The organism is Shewanella sp. 6_MG-2023 (genome assembly GCF_030547195.1).
In the GTDB taxonomy this organism is placed as follows: Bacteria; Pseudomonadota; Gammaproteobacteria; order Enterobacterales; family Shewanellaceae; genus Shewanella.
The window spans coordinates 1-20708 of the sequence record NZ_JAUOQU010000006.1; the positions used below are offsets into that span (position 1 = coordinate 1).

Annotated in this window: 18 protein-coding genes; 5 read left to right on the plus strand and 13 right to left on the minus strand. The window is 43.9% G+C overall.

Annotated elements, in window-relative coordinates; genetic code table 11:
* From cyoE to Q4533_RS05055, 4 genes are all read right to left on the minus strand, one after another.
* Positions 1 to 697 (minus strand): heme o synthase (gene cyoE, locus Q4533_RS05040; RefSeq protein WP_303502160.1); only part of this gene is annotated, 697 nt, incomplete at its 3' end.
* A 14-nt stretch (positions 698 to 711) separates the two neighbouring features.
* Complete coding sequence (locus Q4533_RS05045; protein ID WP_303502163.1) at positions 712 to 1692, minus strand: heme A synthase; 981 nt, start codon at positions 1690 to 1692, stop codon at positions 712 to 714.
* Positions 1692 to 2246 carry a hypothetical protein gene (locus tag Q4533_RS05050; protein WP_102520320.1) on the minus strand — a complete coding sequence of 185 codons (555 nt, stop codon included), beginning with the start codon at positions 2244 to 2246 and terminating at the stop codon, positions 1692 to 1694. Before Q4533_RS05050 ends, Q4533_RS05045 begins: the two co-directional genes overlap by 1 nt.
* Positions 2247 to 2344: 98 nt before the next feature.
* The gene (locus Q4533_RS05055; RefSeq protein WP_347232002.1) at positions 2345 to 3091 is read right to left on the minus strand and encodes an SURF1 family protein; all 747 of its coding nucleotides are present in this window, start codon (positions 3089 to 3091) and stop codon (positions 2345 to 2347) included.
* A gap of 10 nt (positions 3092 to 3101) precedes the next feature.
* On the opposite strand from Q4533_RS05055, the gene Q4533_RS05060 reads away from it, so the two are divergent.
* Entirely contained in the window at positions 3102 to 3329 is a 228-nt protein-coding gene (locus Q4533_RS05060; RefSeq protein ID WP_076538217.1) for a DUF2909 family protein, read from the plus strand.
* 10 nt (positions 3330 to 3339) lie between these two features.
* Here the strand turns inward: Q4533_RS05060 and Q4533_RS05065 are convergent, their stop codons facing one another.
* From Q4533_RS05065 to lexA, 6 genes are all read right to left on the minus strand, one after another.
* Positions 3340 to 4215 (minus strand): cytochrome c oxidase subunit 3, encoded by an 876-nt coding sequence (locus Q4533_RS05065; RefSeq protein ID WP_076538215.1) that lies wholly within the window; start codon positions 4213 to 4215, stop codon positions 3340 to 3342.
* Positions 4212 to 4775 (minus strand): cytochrome c oxidase assembly protein, encoded by a 564-nt coding sequence (locus tag Q4533_RS05070; RefSeq protein ID WP_102440132.1) that lies wholly within the window; start codon positions 4773 to 4775, stop codon positions 4212 to 4214. The genes Q4533_RS05065 and Q4533_RS05070 overlap by 4 nt, the downstream gene beginning before the upstream one ends.
* A 1-nt stretch (position 4776) precedes the next feature.
* Complete coding sequence (gene ctaD, locus Q4533_RS05075) at positions 4777 to 6381, minus strand: cytochrome c oxidase subunit I (protein ID WP_102440133.1); 1605 nt, start codon at positions 6379 to 6381, stop codon at positions 4777 to 4779.
* Between the two features lie 9 nt (positions 6382 to 6390).
* Positions 6391 to 8007 (minus strand): cytochrome c oxidase subunit II, encoded by a 1617-nt coding sequence (gene coxB / locus Q4533_RS05080; RefSeq protein WP_303502165.1) that lies wholly within the window; start codon positions 8005 to 8007, stop codon positions 6391 to 6393.
* Positions 8008 to 8437: 430 nt separating this feature from the next.
* On the minus strand, positions 8438 to 8944 hold the full coding sequence (locus Q4533_RS05085; RefSeq protein WP_303445901.1) for a cell division inhibitor SulA: 507 nt from the start codon (positions 8942 to 8944) through the stop codon (positions 8438 to 8440).
* Positions 8941 to 9558 (minus strand): transcriptional repressor LexA, encoded by a 618-nt coding sequence (gene lexA / locus Q4533_RS05090; protein ID WP_076538206.1) that lies wholly within the window; start codon positions 9556 to 9558, stop codon positions 8941 to 8943. Before lexA ends, Q4533_RS05085 begins: the two co-directional genes overlap by 4 nt.
* 378 nt (positions 9559 to 9936) lie before the next feature.
* Between lexA and plsB the strand changes: the two genes are divergently transcribed.
* From plsB to Q4533_RS05110, 4 genes are all read left to right on the plus strand, one after another.
* Positions 9937 to 12357, plus strand: a complete 2421-nt coding sequence (gene plsB, locus Q4533_RS05095; RefSeq protein ID WP_102440136.1) for a glycerol-3-phosphate 1-O-acyltransferase PlsB — start codon at positions 9937 to 9939, stop codon at positions 12355 to 12357.
* Positions 12358 to 12368: 11 nt separating this feature from the next.
* The gene (gene mtr / locus Q4533_RS05100; protein ID WP_198590916.1) at positions 12369 to 13613 is read left to right on the plus strand and encodes a tryptophan permease; all 1245 of its coding nucleotides are present in this window, start codon (positions 12369 to 12371) and stop codon (positions 13611 to 13613) included.
* A 367-nt stretch (positions 13614 to 13980) separates the two neighbouring features.
* Positions 13981 to 14778 carry a VOC family protein gene (locus tag Q4533_RS05105; RefSeq protein WP_303502168.1) on the plus strand — a complete coding sequence of 266 codons (798 nt, stop codon included), beginning with the start codon at positions 13981 to 13983 and terminating at the stop codon, positions 14776 to 14778.
* 41 nt (positions 14779 to 14819) lie between these two features.
* Positions 14820 to 15086 carry a hypothetical protein gene (locus Q4533_RS05110; protein WP_102440139.1) on the plus strand — a complete coding sequence of 89 codons (267 nt, stop codon included), beginning with the start codon at positions 14820 to 14822 and terminating at the stop codon, positions 15084 to 15086.
* An 83-nt stretch (positions 15087 to 15169) separates the two neighbouring features.
* Here the strand turns inward: Q4533_RS05110 and Q4533_RS05115 are convergent, their stop codons facing one another.
* The 3 genes from Q4533_RS05115 to Q4533_RS05125 form a co-directional block, all read right to left on the minus strand.
* Positions 15170 to 18301, minus strand: a complete 3132-nt coding sequence (locus Q4533_RS05115; protein WP_303459453.1) for an efflux RND transporter permease subunit — start codon at positions 18299 to 18301, stop codon at positions 15170 to 15172.
* 11 nt (positions 18302 to 18312) lie between these two features.
* The gene (locus Q4533_RS05120) at positions 18313 to 19932 is read right to left on the minus strand and encodes an efflux RND transporter periplasmic adaptor subunit (protein WP_303502171.1); all 1620 of its coding nucleotides are present in this window, start codon (positions 19930 to 19932) and stop codon (positions 18313 to 18315) included.
* 125 nt (positions 19933 to 20057) lie between these two features.
* The gene (locus Q4533_RS05125; RefSeq protein WP_102440141.1) at positions 20058 to 20528 is read right to left on the minus strand and encodes a hypothetical protein; all 471 of its coding nucleotides are present in this window, start codon (positions 20526 to 20528) and stop codon (positions 20058 to 20060) included.
* Positions 20529 to 20708 lie beyond the last annotated feature (180 nt).

Here is a 20708-nt window from a genome sequence, read left to right on the forward strand (position 1 = left end):
TAGCCAGTAACAAGGTATATAACAAGATACAAGTTTTAGTAAACTCAACCCCATGGGTGACTGGCAGCATTGGGACAGCGACTTTGGCGTATTCTTTTCTACGGTGAATCGCCAGTGCCCAAAAATGCGGCGGCGTCCAAGTGAAGATGATGATAACCAGTAATAGTGCGTTGCCATGCAATTCATTGGTGACAGATGTCCAACCTAATAACGGCGGCATTGCGCCCGCTAAGCCACCAATGACGATATTTTGCGGGGTAGCGCGCTTAAGATAAGCGGTATACACCACTGCATAACCGATTAAGCTGGCAAAGGTTAACCATGCGGTAAGTGGGTTAACTAAGGTATACAAAATAACAAAACCGCCTAAGCCGATAGAAGTGGCAAAGGTCATGGCTTTGATTACCGAGACCTTGCCTTTTGGTAATGGGCGGTTATAGGTACGCGCCATTAAACCATCAATGCGGCGATCAATTAAGTGGTTATAAGCCGCCGCTGCCCCCGCCATCATGGCTATGCCTATCATGCCAAAGATAAGCGGCTGCAATGGCACTGCGCCGGGCAATGCTAAGCACATTCCCACTAGTACTGTCAGTAACATCAGGGCGACCACTTTGGGTTTGGTCATTTCAAAATAGGCGCGCCAAGGTAATTGCGCGCTGCTGGTGCTTGCTGGTATAGACAGAGATTTAGCCATAATAGAATCCTTGCTTAAGCTTTACGCCACAGCGCGTAGTTGATGAAAATAACGGTAAGTAACAATAGCGCTGCGCCGCCGTTGTGCGATACAGCAATCCCTAAAGGCAAATGCATGACAATATTGCTGATGCCAAGGCCCACTTGAATGATCACTAGGGCAAATAACAGCCAAGCACTTTTACGTATTGTGCGAGAGCGTGCTTTAAGTAATTTAAATCCTAACCACACTAAACAGGCAGCGGTAATCACGCCCCAAATACGATGAGTAACATGGATTGTCATGCGGGCAGGGTATTCCAATACGCCATATTCAAAGCTTGGATGTGTCCCTTGAAACGGTGAAAAAGCATCAGCAAATTGCAGATTATCGACCCAGTTACCTTCACATATTGGCAGGGCGGTACAGGCTAATGCTGCGTAATTCGATGACGTCCAGCCGCCCAAAATAATTTGAACCGCCAGTACAATTAAGCAGACCATGGCAAAGGGGGCGAGTTTTCTGGCATAAGTGTCACCATCAGGGATCCGCAGTGGCCGGGTACGTAAATACAGTAGTAGCAGTAAAGCGAATAAACTAAAGCCACCAATTAAATGCCCCATGACTACGATGGGCATTAATTTCATGGTGACGGTCCACATACCTAAGGCGGCTTGAAAGAGCAGTAGGGCGGAAATCAGTATGGGTAGCTTTTTGGGCGCATCGGCTCTTTTTAAGCAGATGATAAGGATGGTTAAAATCAGTAATCCAAGAGTGCCAGCGATATAGCGGTGGATCATTTCCAGCCACGCCTTGTCAGGCTCTAGCGTTTGATTTGGGAATGCAGTCTCAACTTTTGCTATTGCATCAGGCGCGCTAGGCACCACAAGATGACCATAGCAACCTGGCCAATCAGGGCAGCCAAGGCCTGCATCTGACAGCCGAGTGTAGGCACCCATTAATATCACCGTAAAGGTAAATACTAAGGTAAATTTGAGCAGGTTTTTTATCACCATTACCCGACCCTCGATAGTTTAAGCATCTTACGTAAATCGCCAATCATCGACTTACCTTGGGCAATATTTTCTTGCTCGCCCATAATACCTGGGTATTTCATGACTAGGCTACCAAGGGGATCGACAATAATCATTTGCTGCTCTGTCAGTAATGCGGCCATTGCAGGGCTGGCACTGGCTGTAGCAAACGGCACTTGCAGTTTAGTTAAAATTGCGGTGTCGCTATCTGGGGTGAGTAAAATAATTGGGCTGACGCGATCTTGATGTTTACCTAAGGCGATATGGCTTTGATGCATGACATACAAACGTTGCTGACATTGTTCTAGGCATTGGTTTGGTAATAAATACACCAGCTGCCACATATGCGGCTCAGGGTTGGTCATGGCTAAGGTTTGATAATTAAGTTGTGCGCCGATTAGCTCACCTTTGTTAGTGGCGGCGCCGTTATATAAATCTAGACTCAAGACTAATTTAGCCATAGCCACCGGTAAAATAAATACCAGCAGCAGTAGATATAATGTCTTGTTACCTTTAGGTTTTGCTGGGGAGTTCATACTTGCTCCTCTTGTTACGACTGTTTTTGTTATAGGATGAGTTTTTTTACTTAAGTCACTATTTTTAATTTAGTTACTCTTGTATTTAGGTTTTAACTTTAGGTCTTAATTTTAGGCTTAAATGTTTTCCAACCAAGCCATAGCATTAGCGATAAAAATACTGCTGCCATGGTGAACCATTGCAATGCATAGCCTTGGTGTTTTTGGGCTGACAGTGGAATAGGTGTCCATGGTTTTGCTAGTGTCATGTTCGGTGTTATATCTGGCTGCAGTACTGCCGGTGCCAGTTGATGACCTATTTTCTCTGCTAAGGCCACGAGATTTAAATTTTGAAAACGGATCACGTCACGGTTTTCTACTGTAAATTGTTCCACATAAAGTTGGTCACTTAAGGGATTGGTTTGGCGCTGATACACTCGACCTGTGAGCTGATATTGCGCCGCAGGCAATGGCGCTAAATCGGGTAATATGCGGCGGTCTTTATTCGCTGCAGTAAAGCCTAGTTCAACCAGTAGCCATGGCTCTGTGGCTGATATTGCAAATACTTGATAAGCCAGATAACCCACTTGGCCGTTATAAACTTGATTATCAAGCAGTAATATTTGTTCATTAACGGGCTTAGCGGTGACGTTAATGCGATAACCCGTTAGTGGACCGCTGCTATCTAGCGTTAAAAAAGTGTGGTAATCCAATTCACTGGACGCTTGCCTTTCACTTAAGGTGGCTTGCCAAGCTTGTTTTTGAATTCCTCTATCAAGTTGCCATAAACCGAGCTTGACCAAAATAGAAAACACACTCACAGTAACAACTAGCAATAACCCAGTAGAAAGTCGCCAAACGCGCAAAGGAGAGCCCGTGGGAACCTTAGATACCTTAGTTATTTTCAAGCTTGTTTTAGTACTGCTGCTTGTATTCATATTATTTAATTTAGCCAGAGCCCTATTTATTATGGTTAAAGCGGAAAATAAACAATCTATGAGCCAATATTTAGGTCGTCGAGTGATCTTTTCTGCGTTAGTGATGTTGTTATTGTTACTGGCCTTAGGATTTGGCTGGATAAGCCCAAATCCTAGACCTTATTAGCTTTGCAGCCTTATAAGACGTACACGAAAATAAATAAGCATAACCACACCACATCAACAAAATGCCAATACCAACTTCCGGATTGAAAGGCGAAATGATTATCTGGGGTGAAGTGACCTTTCAATACTCTAAAGAACAGGATTATTAGAAATACTGTGCCTAAGGTGACGTGCATACCGTGAAAGCCAGTTAGCAAAAAGAAGGTGTTACCATAAATCCCTGAGGTGAGTGTGAGCCCCATTTCTTGGTAGGCATGGACATACTCTTCAACTTGTAAAAACAAGAAGCCGATACCCAGCAAAATAGTCAGTCCTAACCAAACCTTCAGTGCGCCACGTTTTGATTTTTCTAACGACACATGGGCAAAGTGCAAGGTGACTGAAGAGGTCAGTAGAATGAGGGTGTTATACAGCGGCAATCCGCCCCAACCCATGGCTTCAGTGGTGGTACCATCTGGGGTTTTCACTAGCGGCCAAATGGCTTCAAATGTTGGCCATAATACCTCATGGGTCATGGCATTATTTGATGCACCGCCGAGCCAAGGTATTGCTACCATTCGAGCGTAAAACAATGCCCCAAAAAATGCCCCGAAAAACATGATTTCTGAGAAAATAAACCAGCTCATGCCTTGTCTAAAAGAGCGATCCATTTGCGCTGAATATAAACCTGACATTGACTCATCAATGATATTTTTAAACCAGCCAAACAGCATAAATATAATTACAGCAATACCCGCGATTAGGGTGTAGCCGCCAGAAGATTGTTCAGTTGAAAGTTGTTGGATGTAGGTACCTGCGCCAAATGCAATCAGAAATAATCCGATAGCGCCGGTAATTGGCCAGATACTTTGCGCTGGCACGTAGTAGTTTTCATGTTTTGTTGTCATCTTGCTGCTCCTTGCTCTATGGCTGCAGTCTGCTTGTCTGTAATATCATAGAGGGTATAAGAGAGAGTCAAAGTGTTAATGGATTCAGGTAAATCCGCATCCACGTAAAAAATTAACGGTAATTCAGCATCGGCCATTGCTGCTAGGGGTTGCTGATTGAAGCAAAAGCACTCGGTCTTATTAAAATAAGCCGCGCCTTGGCCTGGCGATACCGAGGGTATTGCTTGGCCTACGAGGTTATTTGAAGATAAGTTTTTCGCTAAAAACGCAGTACGTGTGAGTTCGCCGGGGTGAACCTGCATGCGGTTCACTTTTGGCACAAACTCCCACGGCATATTGCTTTGTACTTGGGCAATAAACTCAATGGTTACAGTACGGTCTTTATCAATCACCACAGCCTCATAACTGCTGGCAGTACTTTGGGTTTTTCCATTAATCCCCAAGGCATCGCAAAGCACGTCATACAAAGGCACTAGCGCAAAACCAAAGCCGAACATACCTATTGAACCCAGTACTAGGCCAATAAGTAAATTACGGTTTGATTTTGTTGGCTGGCTCATATCATTTAACCTCTGGTGGGGTGGTAAATGAGTGATAAGGCGCAGGACTGGCAATAGTCCACTCTAACCCTTCAGCACCTTCCCATGGCTTATCCGCAGCTTTTTCGCCGCCCTTGATACATTTCAGTACCACAGCGAGGAAAATCAGTTGTGATAAACCAAAGGCAAAACCACCAATAGAGACAATTTGGTTTACGTCAGCAAACTGAATTGCATAGTCTGGAATACGACGTGGCATGCCTGCTAAGCCTAAAAAGTGCATTGGGAAAAACAGTACATTCACTGAAATAACACTGCACCAGAAATGCCAACGACCTAATGTTTCGCTATACATGTATCCTGTCCATTTCGGTAGCCAGTAATATGCTGCAGCCATAATGGAAAATACTGCGCCAGTCACCAGTACATAATGAAAATGCGCTACCACAAAGTAAGTATCATGGTATTGGAAATCCGCTGGGGTTATCGCTAGCATCAAGCCAGAGAAGCCACCGATGGTGAATAAGATGATGAATGCAATGGCGAACAGCATCGGGGTTTCGAAGGTGATTGAGCCGCGCCACATAGTTGCAACCCAGTTAAACACTTTCACCCCAGTAGGCACTGCGATTAACATGGTGCAGTACATGAAGAATAGCTCTGCAAATACTGGCATCCCGGTGGTGAACATGTGATGCGCCCAAACTAGGAAGGACAAAATCGCAATACTTGAGGTGGCGTATACCATGGAGGCATAACCGAAAAGCTTTTTACGGCTAAAGGTGGGAATAATGGCCGAGATAATCCCGAATGAAGGTAAAATCATGATGTAGACTTCGGGGTGGCCAAAGAACCAGAAAATATGCTGGAACATCACAGGGTCGCCGCCGCCAGCAGCATCAAAGAAGCTGGTGGCAAAGTATTTATCAGTCAGTACCATGGTTACTACACCTGCCAATACCGGCATCACTGCTATTAGCAAGAAGGCGGTAATCAGCCAAGTCCAGACGAACAATGGCAGCTTCATCCAAGTCATACCCGGAGCACGCATATTAACAATGGTCACCACCACGTTAATAGCACCCATGATCGAGCTTATGCCCATAATGTGAACTGAGAACACAAATAATGCTGTGCTATCAGGGCTATAGGTTGTTGACAGTGGTGCATAGAAAGTCCAGCCAAAGTTGGGGCCTCCACCTTCCATAAATAGCGAGCTAAGTAGAATCGCAAACGCGAAAGGTAAAATCCAAAAGCTCCAGTTATTCATCCGCGGTAGTGCCATATCTGGCGCACCAATCATCATTGGAATGAGCCAGTTAGCTAAGCCGGTAAAGGCTGGCATGACTGCGCCAAATACCATAATCAAGCCATGGACTGTGGTCATTTGGTTAAAAAAGTTAGGTTCAACTAACTGTAAACCGGGTTGGAATAACTCAGCACGAATGACCATGGCCATTGCGCCGCCGGTTAAAAACATAATGAAACTAAACCACAGATACATTGAACCAATATCTTTATGGTTAGTGGTTAAAACCCAGCGCATAATGCCTTTTGGCGCCCCATGATGATGGTCATCATGGTGATCGTCGTGAGCGGCTGGTGAATCTTGTGTAATTGTGCTCATTTTAATCCCTTACTTTCCGTGACCAACAACATCAGCAGCCTGAACTGCATCGCCAGAGTTATTACCCCAGGCATTTCGCTCATAAGTCACCACTGCAGCAAGCTGTTGTGGCGTAAGTAGCGAGTTAAATGCTTGCATTGCCGTGCCAGGTTTACCATTGATGACAATATTAAGATGATCCGTCACTGGACCGACGATGAGTGGGCTGCCTACTAATGAAGGGAACGCGCCAGGTAAGCCAGTACCAGCAGCTTGGTGACATGCAGCGCAGCTAGTCATATAGACTTGCTCGCCCATGGTCATTAACTCATCCATCGTCAAGTCATCCAATACCACAGCTTTAACTTCTGCTGCTTGTGTTGCCGCTTCAGTCACAGCTTGTGTTGCAGTGTCTTCAAGTTGTTCAGCTGTAGGTAAGCTTGCTGGTAAAGTCACAGGCGTTGACGTGTCTGCGGTAGAAGTGCCTGCACTAGGAGCGTCTGCAGTGGTTGGTGTAGCGCTAGAATTTGTCCCATTGCCACTCACATCAGCCGCTTGCACGGTATCGCCAGAGTCATTACCCCAAGCATTACGCTCATAAGTGACTACTGCAGCAATTTCAGTTGCCGTTAGCTGCTTGGCAAACGCTTGCATCGCAGTGCCAGGCTTACCATTAACGACAATATCGATATGACCAGACACTGGGCCTTTAATCATTGGACTGCCAATTAGGGAAGGGAAGACGCCAGGTAAACCAGCACCATTAGGTTGGTGGCAAGCCGCGCAGCGACCCATGTAGATTTGTTCGCCTTGGGCCATTAACTCGTCATAGCTAAGGGTTTGGCTCAGTGAGGCTTGTGCAGCGGCTTTAGCATCGACAGCAAATTGCTTTTGGTCGATTAGCCATTGGTCAAAGTCTGCTTCAGAAACGGCTTCAACAACAATAGGCATAAAGCCATGATCTTTACCGCATAGTTCGGCACATTGGCCTCGATAAGTACCTATTTTATCGATTTTAGTCCAAGCTTCATTGATGAAACCAGGATTTGCATCTTTTTTAACGGCAAATGCTGGTACCCACCAAGAGTGGATAACGTCATCCGAGGTCATTAAAAAACGTACTTTACGATTTATTGGTAAAACCAGCGGCTTATCGACCTCTAAAAGATAGGTGTCGGTTTTATCTGCGGTGCCAGTAATTTGGTCTGCTGGGGTAGATAATAAACTGAAAAACTCGACATCTTCATTGAAATAGCTGTAATGCCATTTCCATTGAGAGCCCGTCACTTTGACTGTCAGTTCAGCATCGCTGGGATCTTCCATAGCAATCAGCGTTTTTGTTGCTGGGATTGCCATGCCAATTAGGATTAGAAATGGCAATACTGTCCAAGCTATTTCAACCTTGGTACTGTCATGAAAGTCGGCTGCAACTGCACCCTTAGATTTTCTGTGATAGATCATGGAATAAATCATGATCCCAAAGACCACGACACCAATGGCGCAACAGATATACAAAATAATCATATGCAGGTCGTAAACCTGGCCACTGATCTCTGTTACACCTTGAGTCATGTTTAAGGGCATCTCTGCCGCTGTGAGTGGGGTTGCAAGCAACGCCACCATTAATCCGTACAACAATCGCTTCACAAGACTACTCCTCTGCTAATTGCGAATTGCAATTACAAAGAAAAGCCACACAGTAATACTCTGCTCTATGCAAACTTTTCATACCCGAAAAAGTTTGATCATTTCAAAGTACACGGTGGCTTTGAGCTTGAAAACTCAATTATGTTATTACGTTACGGTGCCACACTTGTACCTAATACTGAACTTATCAATTATATTTGACGCTTTACATTCAAGGCTTTCTATACCGCACGGTACCAGCTCAATCTTTTAATAGCGTTTGTATCTTTTTGACATTTATTCTCGGCAGTACGATAAATTGTTACTACCTTGTTAACTACATTACTTGGAGATTAAATATTGATCAAGATCACTTTATCATCTAATTTGCTGAAAAAAGTGCAAAAAAAAGCCCCTCAGCGTAGTGAAGGGCTTTTTTAGTCATATTTTACTAGTGAAACGAGGTAAGGTTTACCCGAGTCTGTACTGCTAAAGTTTGCGTTAATGGGTCGCCTTCAGGTAAGTGAGTATTTACATCTTCAATGATAAGCCCTTGGGCTAAGGCATTTTTGGCAACCAATTGAATGCGGCGATTGTCGCGGGCATCTAATGGTGGTGTCCAAGTAATTACTGCACTTGAAGTACCGTTAGTGAGCGCTTTTTCCATCGCCCACAGGGTTTCGACTTCATCTTTGGTGTGAACTAACAATACTCTGTCCATACGAACATTGGCATTAGCAAGAATTTGCTTATAACCGATATGCGGCGGATTAATCAGTACAATCCAACGGCCTTGCTGACTTAAAATGGCTAACTGACTGCATAATTGAGTCAATTCAGTTAAGCCTTGGTTTTGGGTGCGCTTGGTTTCAATCCCTTGTTTAGTGGGTAAGGGATCAGATGCCATATCTACCCATAATCCAGGGTGACGCGGTGCATTGCCTATTAATGTGTTCATAACCAACCTCCATTACGAATAACGCCAACAGCAAGCCCTTCAATCGTTAGGTTTTGGCAACTTAAATCAACTTTAATCGGCTCATATTCTGCATTTTCAGCATGTAAATAAATAATATTGCCTTTCTTTTCAAATCTTTTCACGGTTACATCGTCTTCAAGACGTGCCACTACAACTTGACCATTGGTGGCAGTTTGCATTTTATGCACTGCTAATAAGTCGCCCTCTAAAATACCAATGTCTTTCATACTGTCGCCTCGAACGCGTAGTAAGAAATTAGCATTGGGCTTAAACATTTCTGGGTCAACTTGGAAATACTGTTCAACATGCTCTTGAGCAAGGATAGGTTCACCTGCAGCAACTTGGCCGATAAGTGGTAAGCCTGCTTCAACTTCCTCCTCCACCTGCACCATGCGGATCCCGCGAGAGGTACCAGGAATAATTTCAATACAGCCTTTTTTTGCCAGTGCTTTTAAGTGTTCTTCAGCGGCATTGGCGCTTTTGAAGCCTAATCGAGTTGCAATTTCTGCACGAGTTGGCGGCATACCTGTTTCGGCGATATTACATTTAATTAGCTCTAATATTTCAGCTTGGCGTGGCGTTAAAGGTCTCATATTGATTCCTGTTTTTTTATACAGTGACTGTCATTATATACAGTATCGGTGATCGCGCAAGTATTAACCAAATTAATTTAACTATTATCATCTAATTCTTGTTGGCTATATATGGGGGCACGGTTAAGTATATGTAATTTAATTATTTAGTTAATGAAGGTAAGTCAGCTTTTTAAACCGATGAAATTGGCTATTTCTCACATCGTTTGTTTAAACAGTATATTTATACAGTAGTGTTGATTGAAAATAGGTTGGTTGTTATTCGGATATGGCTATTTTTACTGAACAAATATTCTCTGTATAGACCCTTGTTAGTGAAACTGAACCATTATCTGGTATTCTATGGCCAATTAATTGATGTTGAATATGCGAACACTCATGTTAAAACCTGACTCAATCATAGCAAAATCATTACGTTGGATTCAAAAACTGATGGTGCACACGGTTGTTGTGCCTGAAGATCCCTTTGCCGATCTGAACTTAGACCCAGATAAACCAGTGGTCTATGTGATGAAGACAGAATCACTCAGTGATATTGCGGCATTAAATGAAGTGACCGCCAAATATGGCTTACCGAGCCCTTATGAGCGACTAGACGTTGATGGCTTAAATACCCCTAGAATTGTGTGTATTGAAGGTCGTAAGCCTCTATTTGGCAAGCGTTTAAGTGGCGAAAAATTTGTTGATAACTTCACCAGCTTATTAGCCTTACATAAAAAAAATGATCAACTTGATATTCAATTGGTGCCAGTGAGTCTGTATTGGGGACGTATCCCTGGTAAAGAAGATGACACCATGACCGCAGCCGTATTTGAGCGTGAAAACCCAACCTGGTTACGTAAATGGTTGATGATTTTGTTCTTAGGTCGCCATAGCTTTATTCAATTTTCAAATGCTATGTCGCTACGTTATATGGCTGATGAACACGGCACTGATGTCAGTATTGCGCATAAACTTATCCGTGTGGCGCGAGTGCACTTTAGACGGCAACGTAAAGTGATGACAGGCCCACAACTGCCAAATCGTCAGGCAATGTTCAACTCATTATTAAAGTCTGATGCCATTGCTCAAGCGATAAAAGAAGAAGCGCTTAATAAAAAAATTCCTGAAGACAAAGCCCGCGAAAAAGCGATTCAGTATTTAGATGAAATTGCAGCGGATTACTCAGACAGCTTAGTGCGTATTGCTGAGCGCTTTCTTACTTGGTTGTGGAATAAGTTATACAGCGGTATTAGCATTAAAAGCGCTGAAAAAGTGCGTAAGCTGCATCATGATGGTCATGAAATTGTCTATGTGCCTTGCCATCGTAGCCACATGGATTACCTACTGCTGTCGTATATTTTGTATTACCAAGGCATGGTGCCGCCGCATATTGCCGCCGGTATTAATTTAAACTTTTGGCCAGCAGGCCCTATGTTCCGCCGTGGTGGTGCTTTCTTTATTCGTCGTAGCTTTAACGGTAATAAACTTTATACCGCAGTGTTTCGTGAGTATTTAGATCAGTTATTTGCTAAAGGCTATTCGGTTGAATACTTCACCGAAGGTGGTCGTTCTCGTACCGGTCGTTTATTAGCGCCTAAGACCGGCATGTTAGCGATGACAGTTAACTGTGTACTGCGGGGCATTGAACGCCCAGTAACCTTAGTGCCAGTTTATCTTGGTTATGATCATGTGATGGAAGTGTCCACCTATCATAAAGAGTTAAGCGGTAAGAAAAAGCAAAAAGAATCAGTGTGGCAGGTCTTTGGTGCGCTGCGTAAATTAGGCAACTTTGGCCAAGGTTACGTTAACTTTGGCGAGCCAATCAATGTGCAGCAATTTTTAAATCAACAATCGCCAAATTGGCGTGAAGAAATTGCTCAAGATCCGGATCAAAAGCCATCATGGTTAACGCCAGCAGTAAATGTATTGGCCAATAAAGTGATGACTAACATCAATGGCGCCGCCGCAGCGAGTTCGGTGACATTAGCAAGTATGGCGCTGCTGGCTTCAGAGCAAAACGCCCTGCAGCGCAGTGAGCTTGAAACCCAGCTAGACCTCTACCTGAAAATCTTAAAGGATGTTCCTTATACTGAGTATGCGTCGGTGGCTGAGGGCTCAGCTCATGACCTAGTTGAGCAATGTTTGTCGCTGAATAAATTTACCTCAACCACAGATGCCATCGGCGAAATTATCGCAATTGAAGATAGCTCAGTGATTGCGATGAGCTATTATCGCAATAACATAATTCATCTAATGGCGGTGCCTTCATTAATCGCCAGTTGCTTGGTGCAATATGAAGAATTTAGCCGAGAAAAAATCCAGCAAATTGTTAATGATTTTTACCCATTATTGAAAGCTGAGCTGTTTATGGGCATTGAAGATTTAAGTGCCTATGTGGATCAAGTGCTTGATTTGTTTGTTGAACAAAAGCTAATTTCCGGTAGCGATCACTTTGAAGTCAATCAAAGTAATGTCACTCAGTTAATGTTATTGTCCGCCACGGTCAGTGAGACCCTACAGCGTTACGCGATTATCTTTAATTTACTGGCTTACAAACCAGAAATTGAGCGTTCTGATTTAGAAAGCGCCAGCCATTTATTGGCTCAGCGTTTAGGTGCTTTACATGGAATTACTGCGCCTGAGTTTTATGATAAAAAGCTCTACAATAATTTGAGTGTGAAATTAAAAGAATTAGGGTATTTATCCGCTAACGATAATCAATTTGAAGTCATCCGAATACGTGATCATGCCAATGGTATGCTGCGTTTATCTGTTCGAAAAACCATTGTTGATAGTGTCACAATGGAACATGGGTAATAACTAATTTTATGAGTTCGACACAATCTCAACCGCAAAATAAATCCTTATTGGGCGGTGCTATGATCATCGCCGGTACCACAGTCGGTGCTGGTATGTTTTCTTTGCCTGTGGTCAGTGCAGGCATGTGGTTTGGCTATTCATTAGTCATGTTAATTGGTATTTGGTTTTGTATGCTGGTGTCAGGTCTGATGCTACTTGAAACCAATTTGCATTTTAAACCCGGTGACAGTTTTGACACCTTAACTAAGGTAACCTTAGGCCAGTTTTGGCGGATTATTAACGGGCTATCTATTGCTTTTGTGTTGTACATCCTGACCTATGCTTACATCAGTGGTGGTGGCTCGATTGTTAATCACACCCTTGCGGGGATGGGGATTAACTTACCTCAACCGATCGCAGGGTTAGTGTTTGCCGTCGTACTTGCTGCAGTGGTGATCATCAGTACCAAAGCGGTTGATCGCATTACCACCATTATGATTGGCGGGATGTTAATTACCTTTTTTCTCGCCATCGGAAATCTGCTGATTGATATTGATAGCGCAAAATTATTAATGCCAGATGGTGAGGCGAGTTTCTCGCCTTATATTTTAGCGGCGCTACCTTTTGGGCTGGCCAGTTTTGGTTACCACGGCAATGTGCCAAGCCTAGTTAAGTATTACGGCAAACAACCTAAAGTGATTTTAAAAGCCATCTTTATTGGTACGTTTATCGCCTTAGTGATTTATAGCTGCTGGTTAGTGGCAACCATGGGCAACATTCCCCGTAGTCAGTTCAGCGACATTATTGCCCAGGGCGGCAATATGGGTGTGTTAGTGGGCGCTCTGTCAGATGTGATGGCGAGTAAATGGCTTAATACCATGTTGACCTTGTTTGCTAATCTTGCTGTGGCGTCATCATTCTTAGGGGTGACCTTAGGCTTGTTTGATTATCTAGCTGACTTATTTGGCTTTGAAGAAAGCAATAATGGCCGCATTAAAACAGCTGCGATCACCTTTATCCCGCCGACAGTATTAGGTTTGTTATTCCCTAATGGTTTCTTGATTGCCATTGGCTTTGCGGCATTAGCGGCGACCATTTGGGCGGCGATAGTGCCAGCCATGATGGCATACAAATCGCGCAAAATGTTCCCTGATGAGAAGAGCTTTAGAGTCCCAGGTGGTACGCCATTGATTGTGGTGATTATTGCATTCGGTGTCATCACCGGCGCATGTCATTTGTTGGCGATGGCTGAGTTACTGCCAGTTTATAAATAATACTTTAGCTAGATAAAGTGGTGTTTAAACACCGAAATGACCTCCAAAAAGCCCTTTGAAAAGGGCTTTTTTATGGGCGTTTTCTAGCAAGTAAGGATGTGACTGTTAGCATTTTGACTAAAGGTGTGTGTAATTTACGACTTGTGACCGATAGTGACTAGCCATGGCTTGCTGATATTGTTGTCTATATAAGGCTATGATTTTAAGTTGTATTTATTATTTAAATGTCATTTTTTATACGAATAACCAACCATTATTGCCAACTCGACTTTAGCTTTAAAAGTGTCTTAACTTAAAGAGTGTTGTCATTTAGGTTCAGCTTAAACCTTTATTCTTATAAGTCATTATCAACAGCAGGGTGAGGTGTATGAAGGTGTCACACTATAAACAAGGGCAACCTTGTTGGGTCGAACTTGCCAGTCATGATTGGTATGCCGCGAAAGCATTCTACCAAAGCCTATTTCAGTGGCAGGCTGATGATATGCCCATGCCTGAGGGTCATTACACTATGTTGCAGTTAGCGGGTGATGACATTGCGGCTATGTATCAAATGCCCAAAGAGATGGAGAGTTTGCCAATCCATTGGCAGCTTTATTTTGCCGTTGATGATGTTGAGGCGACAATTAAAGCCATTAGGCTTGCGGGTGGACAAATTATTGCAGGCCCTCACTCTGTTGGTGATTCAGGGATTATAGCTGTGTGCCAAGATCCTGATGGCGCACGATTTTCAATCTGGCAGGCCATTAACCATATCGGCATTAAGCGCTCATTTGAGCCCAATACTTTGTGCTGGGTTGAATATATGTGCCGCGATCTGGCCACATCAACCGATTTTTATACCCAAGCGCTTGGCTTTGAGACTAACAGCCTTGATATGTCTTCAATGGGCATAGCTGATTACGTGCAATGGCTGGTGGATAAGCAAGCCATTGGCGGTATGATGCAAATGACGTCCGAGTGGGGTGATACCCCGCCCCATTGGATGCTGTATTTTAGTGTGCAAGATTGTGATGCTATGGCTCAAGATGCCGAAGCTCTAGGCGGGCGAATTTGTGTCCCGCCTACGGATATTCCGGATGTGGGTCGTTTTGCGGTGATTGATGATCCCCAAGGCGGCACTTTTTCAATTATTGCATTGACCGAGGTAGCGTCTGAAGTAGAATAATTGCTTGAAAGTTAAACTGTAAATCTAATCAAGGAAGACTTATGACACTCACAAAGGACGAAAAACTCGCGGTAATTCAAAAGAAAATGACCATGGTGGCAGTCATTGATTTTCCTGGCACGTTATTAATGGCGGCGGGTTTATATGGCTTGTTTGCAGGTTTTGATACAGCGGCTTATCCGATGCTGGCGAAGCCAATACTGCTGTTTGCTATGGTTGGAGTCGGAGGTTGTATTATGGTTTGGGGTCTTTTAAGGATGATGCAACTGGCACGAGAAAAGCAAGGCGTACTCAGTGAACCAAGCTAACAAGCTTATATTCAGCTTGTGGCTTTATAGATAAAAAGGCGCCTTAAGCGCCTTTTTTAGTGTTTATGAGTGACTTTGTAAACCTAGTTACTGAGTTTACGACCATAGATTAGTAAATAAATGGCTGGAATAACAAACAGCGATAGCAGCGGCGCAGTGACCATGCCACCAACCATAGGTGCGGCAATTTTCTGCATCACTTCGTTACCGGTTCCTGTGCCCCACATTATCGGCAGTAAGCCAAAAAATATGGTCGCAACTGTCATCGCTTTGGGGCGAATCCGCATTACAGCACCTTCAATCAATGCTTGGCGTAAATCATCTTTGCTATTGAGAGTGTCATGATGTTTTCGGTCTTTTATACTGTTGTTGAGATACACCTGCATCACCACGCCAAATTCAGCGGCGACACCCGCAAGGGCAATCATCCCCACAGATACCGCAACCGAAAAGTTGAAGTTCAGCAAATATAAAAACCAGGCACTGCCTACTAAGGCAAAGGGTAAACTCAGCATAATTACTGAAGCTTGAGCAAACGAGTTAAAGGTCAGCATCAGTAATATAAAAATAACTGCCAGCATTAGTGGAATGACTAACTCCATCTTGGCTTCAACACGCTGCATATATTCATATTGACCCGCAAAGCTGTAGCTATAACGTGCTGGCAAAGTGATTTGCTGGCCTAAGGCTATTTGCGCTTGCTCGATATATTCGCCGATAGAAATATCTTTAATATCGACAAACACCCATGAGATTAAACGGCCATTTTCACTGGCAAGCATGGGCGGTCCATCACTGATGGTGATGTCGGCTAAGACGCTTAATGGCAGGTATTTACCGGTTTTGGTTAATACCGGTAAATCTCTGAGCTTTTCGATGCTGTCACGTAACTCTCGTGGATAACGAATGTTAATTGGGTAACGTTCTTGACCTTGAATTGATTCCCCTATATTCATACCGCCGATGGCGATTTGCACCACATCTTGGATGTCACTTAGGGTCATACCATATCGAGCTGCATTTTTTAGTTTCGGCTCAATATCGATATAACGTCCACCACTACTTCGCTGCGCAAATGCTGATGTTGTGCCTGGCACTTGGCTCATTACCGCTTCGATTTCAGCGCCAATTTTTTCCAGTTCGGCCACATCTGAACCCGATATTTTAATGCCGACAGGTGTTCTAACCCCGGTGGACAGCATATCGATACGGGTTTTTATCGGCTGCACCCATGCGTTAGTCATGCCGGGCACTTTCACCGTTCTCTGTAATTCAGCAATAATAGATTCTAAGGTCACGCCTTCACGCCATTGAGCATGTGGTTTAAGCATGATGGTGGTTTCAAGCATGGTTAATGGTGCAGGATCGGTAGCGGTCATCGCGCGGCCCACTTTACCAAATACTCTTTTGACCTCTGGTACCGTTTTAATCAATCTATCGGTTTGCTGTAAAATTTCAGCGGCTTTACCTGCACTGACACTTGGCAGGGTTGTAGGCATATAAAGTAAATCACCTTCAGCGAGTTCTGGCATAAACTCAGAGCCCATCTTTGTCATCGGATAGTAAGCACTGGCTAAAATGACCAGCGCTAATAAGATGGTGAATTTAGGAAATTTTAATACCAGTTTGAGTAATGGCTGGTATATGGCAATCAAAAATCGACTGATGGGGTTTTTGCGTTCATCAGGGATATTACCGCGCACAAAATAACCCATTAATACTGGGATCAAGGTGATGGCCAGTATTGCAGAAGACGCCATAGCAAAGGTTTTAGTAAACGCCAGTGGGTGGAATAAACGGCCTTCTTGAGCTTCCAGTGCAAATACAGGAATAAAGCTTAAGGTGATGATTAGCAGGCTAAAGAATAGCGCAGGCCCTACTTCAACAGAGGCCTCTTTAATTAGTTGCCAGTGGGCTTCACCTTCGGGTGGTTTACCGTGCTCAGCCCGATATCGCTCTAAATGTTTATGGGCGTTTTCTACCATGACAATGGCGGCATCGACAACGGCGCCTATGGCAATGGCAATACCCCCTAAGCTCATGATGTTGGCATTAACCCCCATAAAATGCATGATAATGAAACTGCTTAATATAGATAACGGCAGGGTGATTATGGCAACGAGGGTTGAGCGAGCATGTAATAGAAATAGTAAGCAAACTAGGCCAACGACCAGCATCTCTTCCATCACTTTGTGCATCAGGTTATCCACAGAATTGAGGATAAGTTCTGAGCGATCGTAAGTGATAACTAACTCAACGCCTTCAGGTAAACCACTTTCAATTTGCTTAATCTTTTGTTTAACATTATTAATGGTTTCAAGGGCGTTCTCGCCATAGCGCATAACCACAATGCCGCCAACGACTTCGCCTTTACCATCAAGTTCAGCAATACCACGGCGGGCAGCAGGGCCTGTTCGCAGCTGCGCCACATCTTTCATTAATACTGGCGTGCCAGCATCAGATAACACCCCTAAAGGAATTTCGGCAAAATCTTCAATGTTTTGTCGATAACCCGATGAAGTAATCATGTACTCGGCTTCGGCCATTTCAATAACTGAACCACCGACAGAGCTATTAGAGCTTGCGAGCGCATTTTTAACCGTCATCAAATCGATTTGATAAAGGGCGAGTTTATGTGGGTCGACCACGATTTGATAAGATTGCTCCATGCCGCCAATCGTAGCAATTTCAGATACGCCTTCGACACTTTGTAATTCCAGTTTTAAAAACCAGTCTTGCAATGAACGCAGCTGGGCTAAATCGTGATTACCTTGTCTATCGACTAAGGCGTATTGAAATACCCAACCGACACCAGAAGCATCAGGCCCTAAAGTGGGGCTAACGCCCTCTGGAAGCTGATCTTGGGTTTGCGATAGGTATTCTAAAACTCGTGACCGAGCCCAGTAGATATCGGTATTATCTTCGAAAATGATATAGACGAATGAGTCGCCAAACATCGAAAACCCACGTACGGTTTTCGCCCCAGGTACAGCCAGCATCGCTGTGGATAATGGATAAGTAATTTGATCTTCGACTAACTGCGGTGCTTGACCTGGATATGAGGTCTTAACAATCACTTGCACATCAGATAAGTCCGGCAGGGCATCCAATGGGGTGGTGCGCATGGCTTGATAACCGATCACTGCAACCACTAAGGTGAGTAATAACACCATCGCACGTTGCTTTATCGAAGCACTGATTATTTTCTCTAGCATGAGAGTGCTCCTTAGTGGTTATGGGCTGCAGGCGCTTTATCTGCGCCGCTTAAACGTAACAAGCTACCTTGAATACTGGCTTCTGAATCAAGCAGGAACTGCCCTGAAACCACCACATGGTCGCCTTCATTGATGCCTTCAATGATCTCTGCTTTCCCTTGCGCAATGATGCCGACTTTTACAGGTACCGAAGTAAATCCGCTATCGTGACGCTGAACTACTACTCGATTTTCACGGCCGGTTAATATCAGTGCTTCTGTGGGAATAGTAATAATGTTGCGTTTAGGGCCGCCAAATAAAGACACATCCACTAAGGTTCCTGGTCGTAGGCTTGCATTTGGATTGGCTAATTTTACTCTGACACGCATGGCGCGAGTGACAGGGTCGAGTTCTGGATAGATATAATCAATGTCAGACTCAAGATCAAATAAGCCTTGGGCCGATGCAGTGACTTCTGCAGGACGGCCTTTTTCTAGCCAGCTTTGTTCATTTTCAAACACATCGGCAATGACCCAAACCGTGGATAAGTCGACTAATTCTATTAAGGCATTACCCGGTTGGATATACATGCCATCACGAATGTCCATTTGGCTGACAACCCCATCTTGTGGGGCATAAAAAGGCACTCTAAAAACAGTTTCGCCGCTGGTTTCTAATTGTTGAATAATTTTTGATGACACCCCTAAAAGCGCTAAACGTTGGCGGGCTTTACGCTCGAGAATGCCGCCACGTTGATTGTCTTGCTCCAAATAATCAAGCGCTTGTAAATAGTCATCTTGAGCATTAATAAGTTCAGGTGAATAAAGCTCATACATGAGCTGACCTTTTTTTATTTTTTGGCCAACATTATTAATATGCAGTTTTTCCACCCAACCAGTCACTCGAGCATGAACATGGGTAATGCTGTCTTCGTTATACTCAACGGTGCCGATGGTTTTAACCAGGCGCCATAGGGTATCTCTTTCAACTTGTTGAGTGCGCATGCCTAAAGCTTGCTGCATGCCGCCAGATACGCCAACCACGATTTCTTCTGTCGCAGCGCCCATGGTGACTTTTTCTAAATTCATACCACAAATAGGGCAAGTGCCTTGGGTGTCAGAAACAATATGCGGGTGCATTGGGCAGACATATTTAATGCTTGGCTCTGCATCCGAGGGTAATAGGCTTGGTTTAACAGTATTAAACACTTTATCTGCAGCACTCTGTGTGGGTTGCACTGCTAGGTTTTCTATCTGTTCATCTTGTGCATGCTGATGTTGGCTATGGTCGACTTCTTCCTCTTCTTCTTTAACCACTAACAACATATTGCACTTTGGGCAGCGGTCACCTTGTTTGTGGCTGCTAACTTCAGGGTGCATTGGGCAGATGTAGGTGGTTTCGGCGCTATGGTCTATGGCAGCCTCAGGGCTAACTTCTTCTAAGAACATATTGCATTTAGGACAAGTATCACCGGATTTATGACTAATAACTTCAGGGTGCATCGGGCATGAATAGCTGGTTTTTTCTGCATCATGCTGATGCTGGTGAGTCGAAATATGACTATGTGTTGCTGCTTGTTGAGCAGCGACTGGATTAGTGCATAACCCAGCTAGAAAACCCGCAATGGTGATCAATAAAATAGCGTGTTTCATCATAACCTCAAAATACGGCTGGCAAATAAAGCGAACCGTTTATAAAAACTGTAAATACTAGCAAGTATAGGTGTTTAGCTATGGCACAGAGGACAGTGCTAGGCTAAAAATATTCTGTCAGTAATTTAACTAATCGGAGGTCGAAATTCTGGAAGGGTTTTATGGAAGAAAAAGTGTGGCACTGCAGTGGCATCAGCCTTGCTGTTGACTGCTTTTGCGAGAAGGATATCAAATGTGAGCAAATGCCCTGTCATCGAGATAGTAATGCAGTGACCACAATCGATAGCGCAGCCATTTTTGCTGTCACAACAGCTTTGATCAGCTTTTTTCGATTGGAGCATTGAGCCATCGTCACAACAATGAGTCGTTTTTTGCGGGGCTTGTTCAGTCATAGATGAATGACAATTAGGGGTATCGGCACTGCTGTGTTGCTTCAGATTTGCTTGGGATGTTTTGTCGTTAGGCATTAACATCTCTGCTGATGAGCGCATGAGAGGGTTAGCGACCATAGCGTAACCATTAGTTATCAACCCTTGGCCTAAAATGGCAAAGAGGGTGATAAAAACGATTATTTGGTGCGTTAACTTAGTGCTCATGCTTTTCCAAAGTGTGTAGCCATCAATAACAATTAAATAGCGCAATAATCTAGTGATAAATCAAGAATCAAAGCTAAATTAAGTTGCTGATGATCTGGCTTAATATAACCCGAAACAATACCCGCAGCAATAAACAGCTTCAGAATATTTATACTCGCTCAAACTAACTAGTGGCAGAGG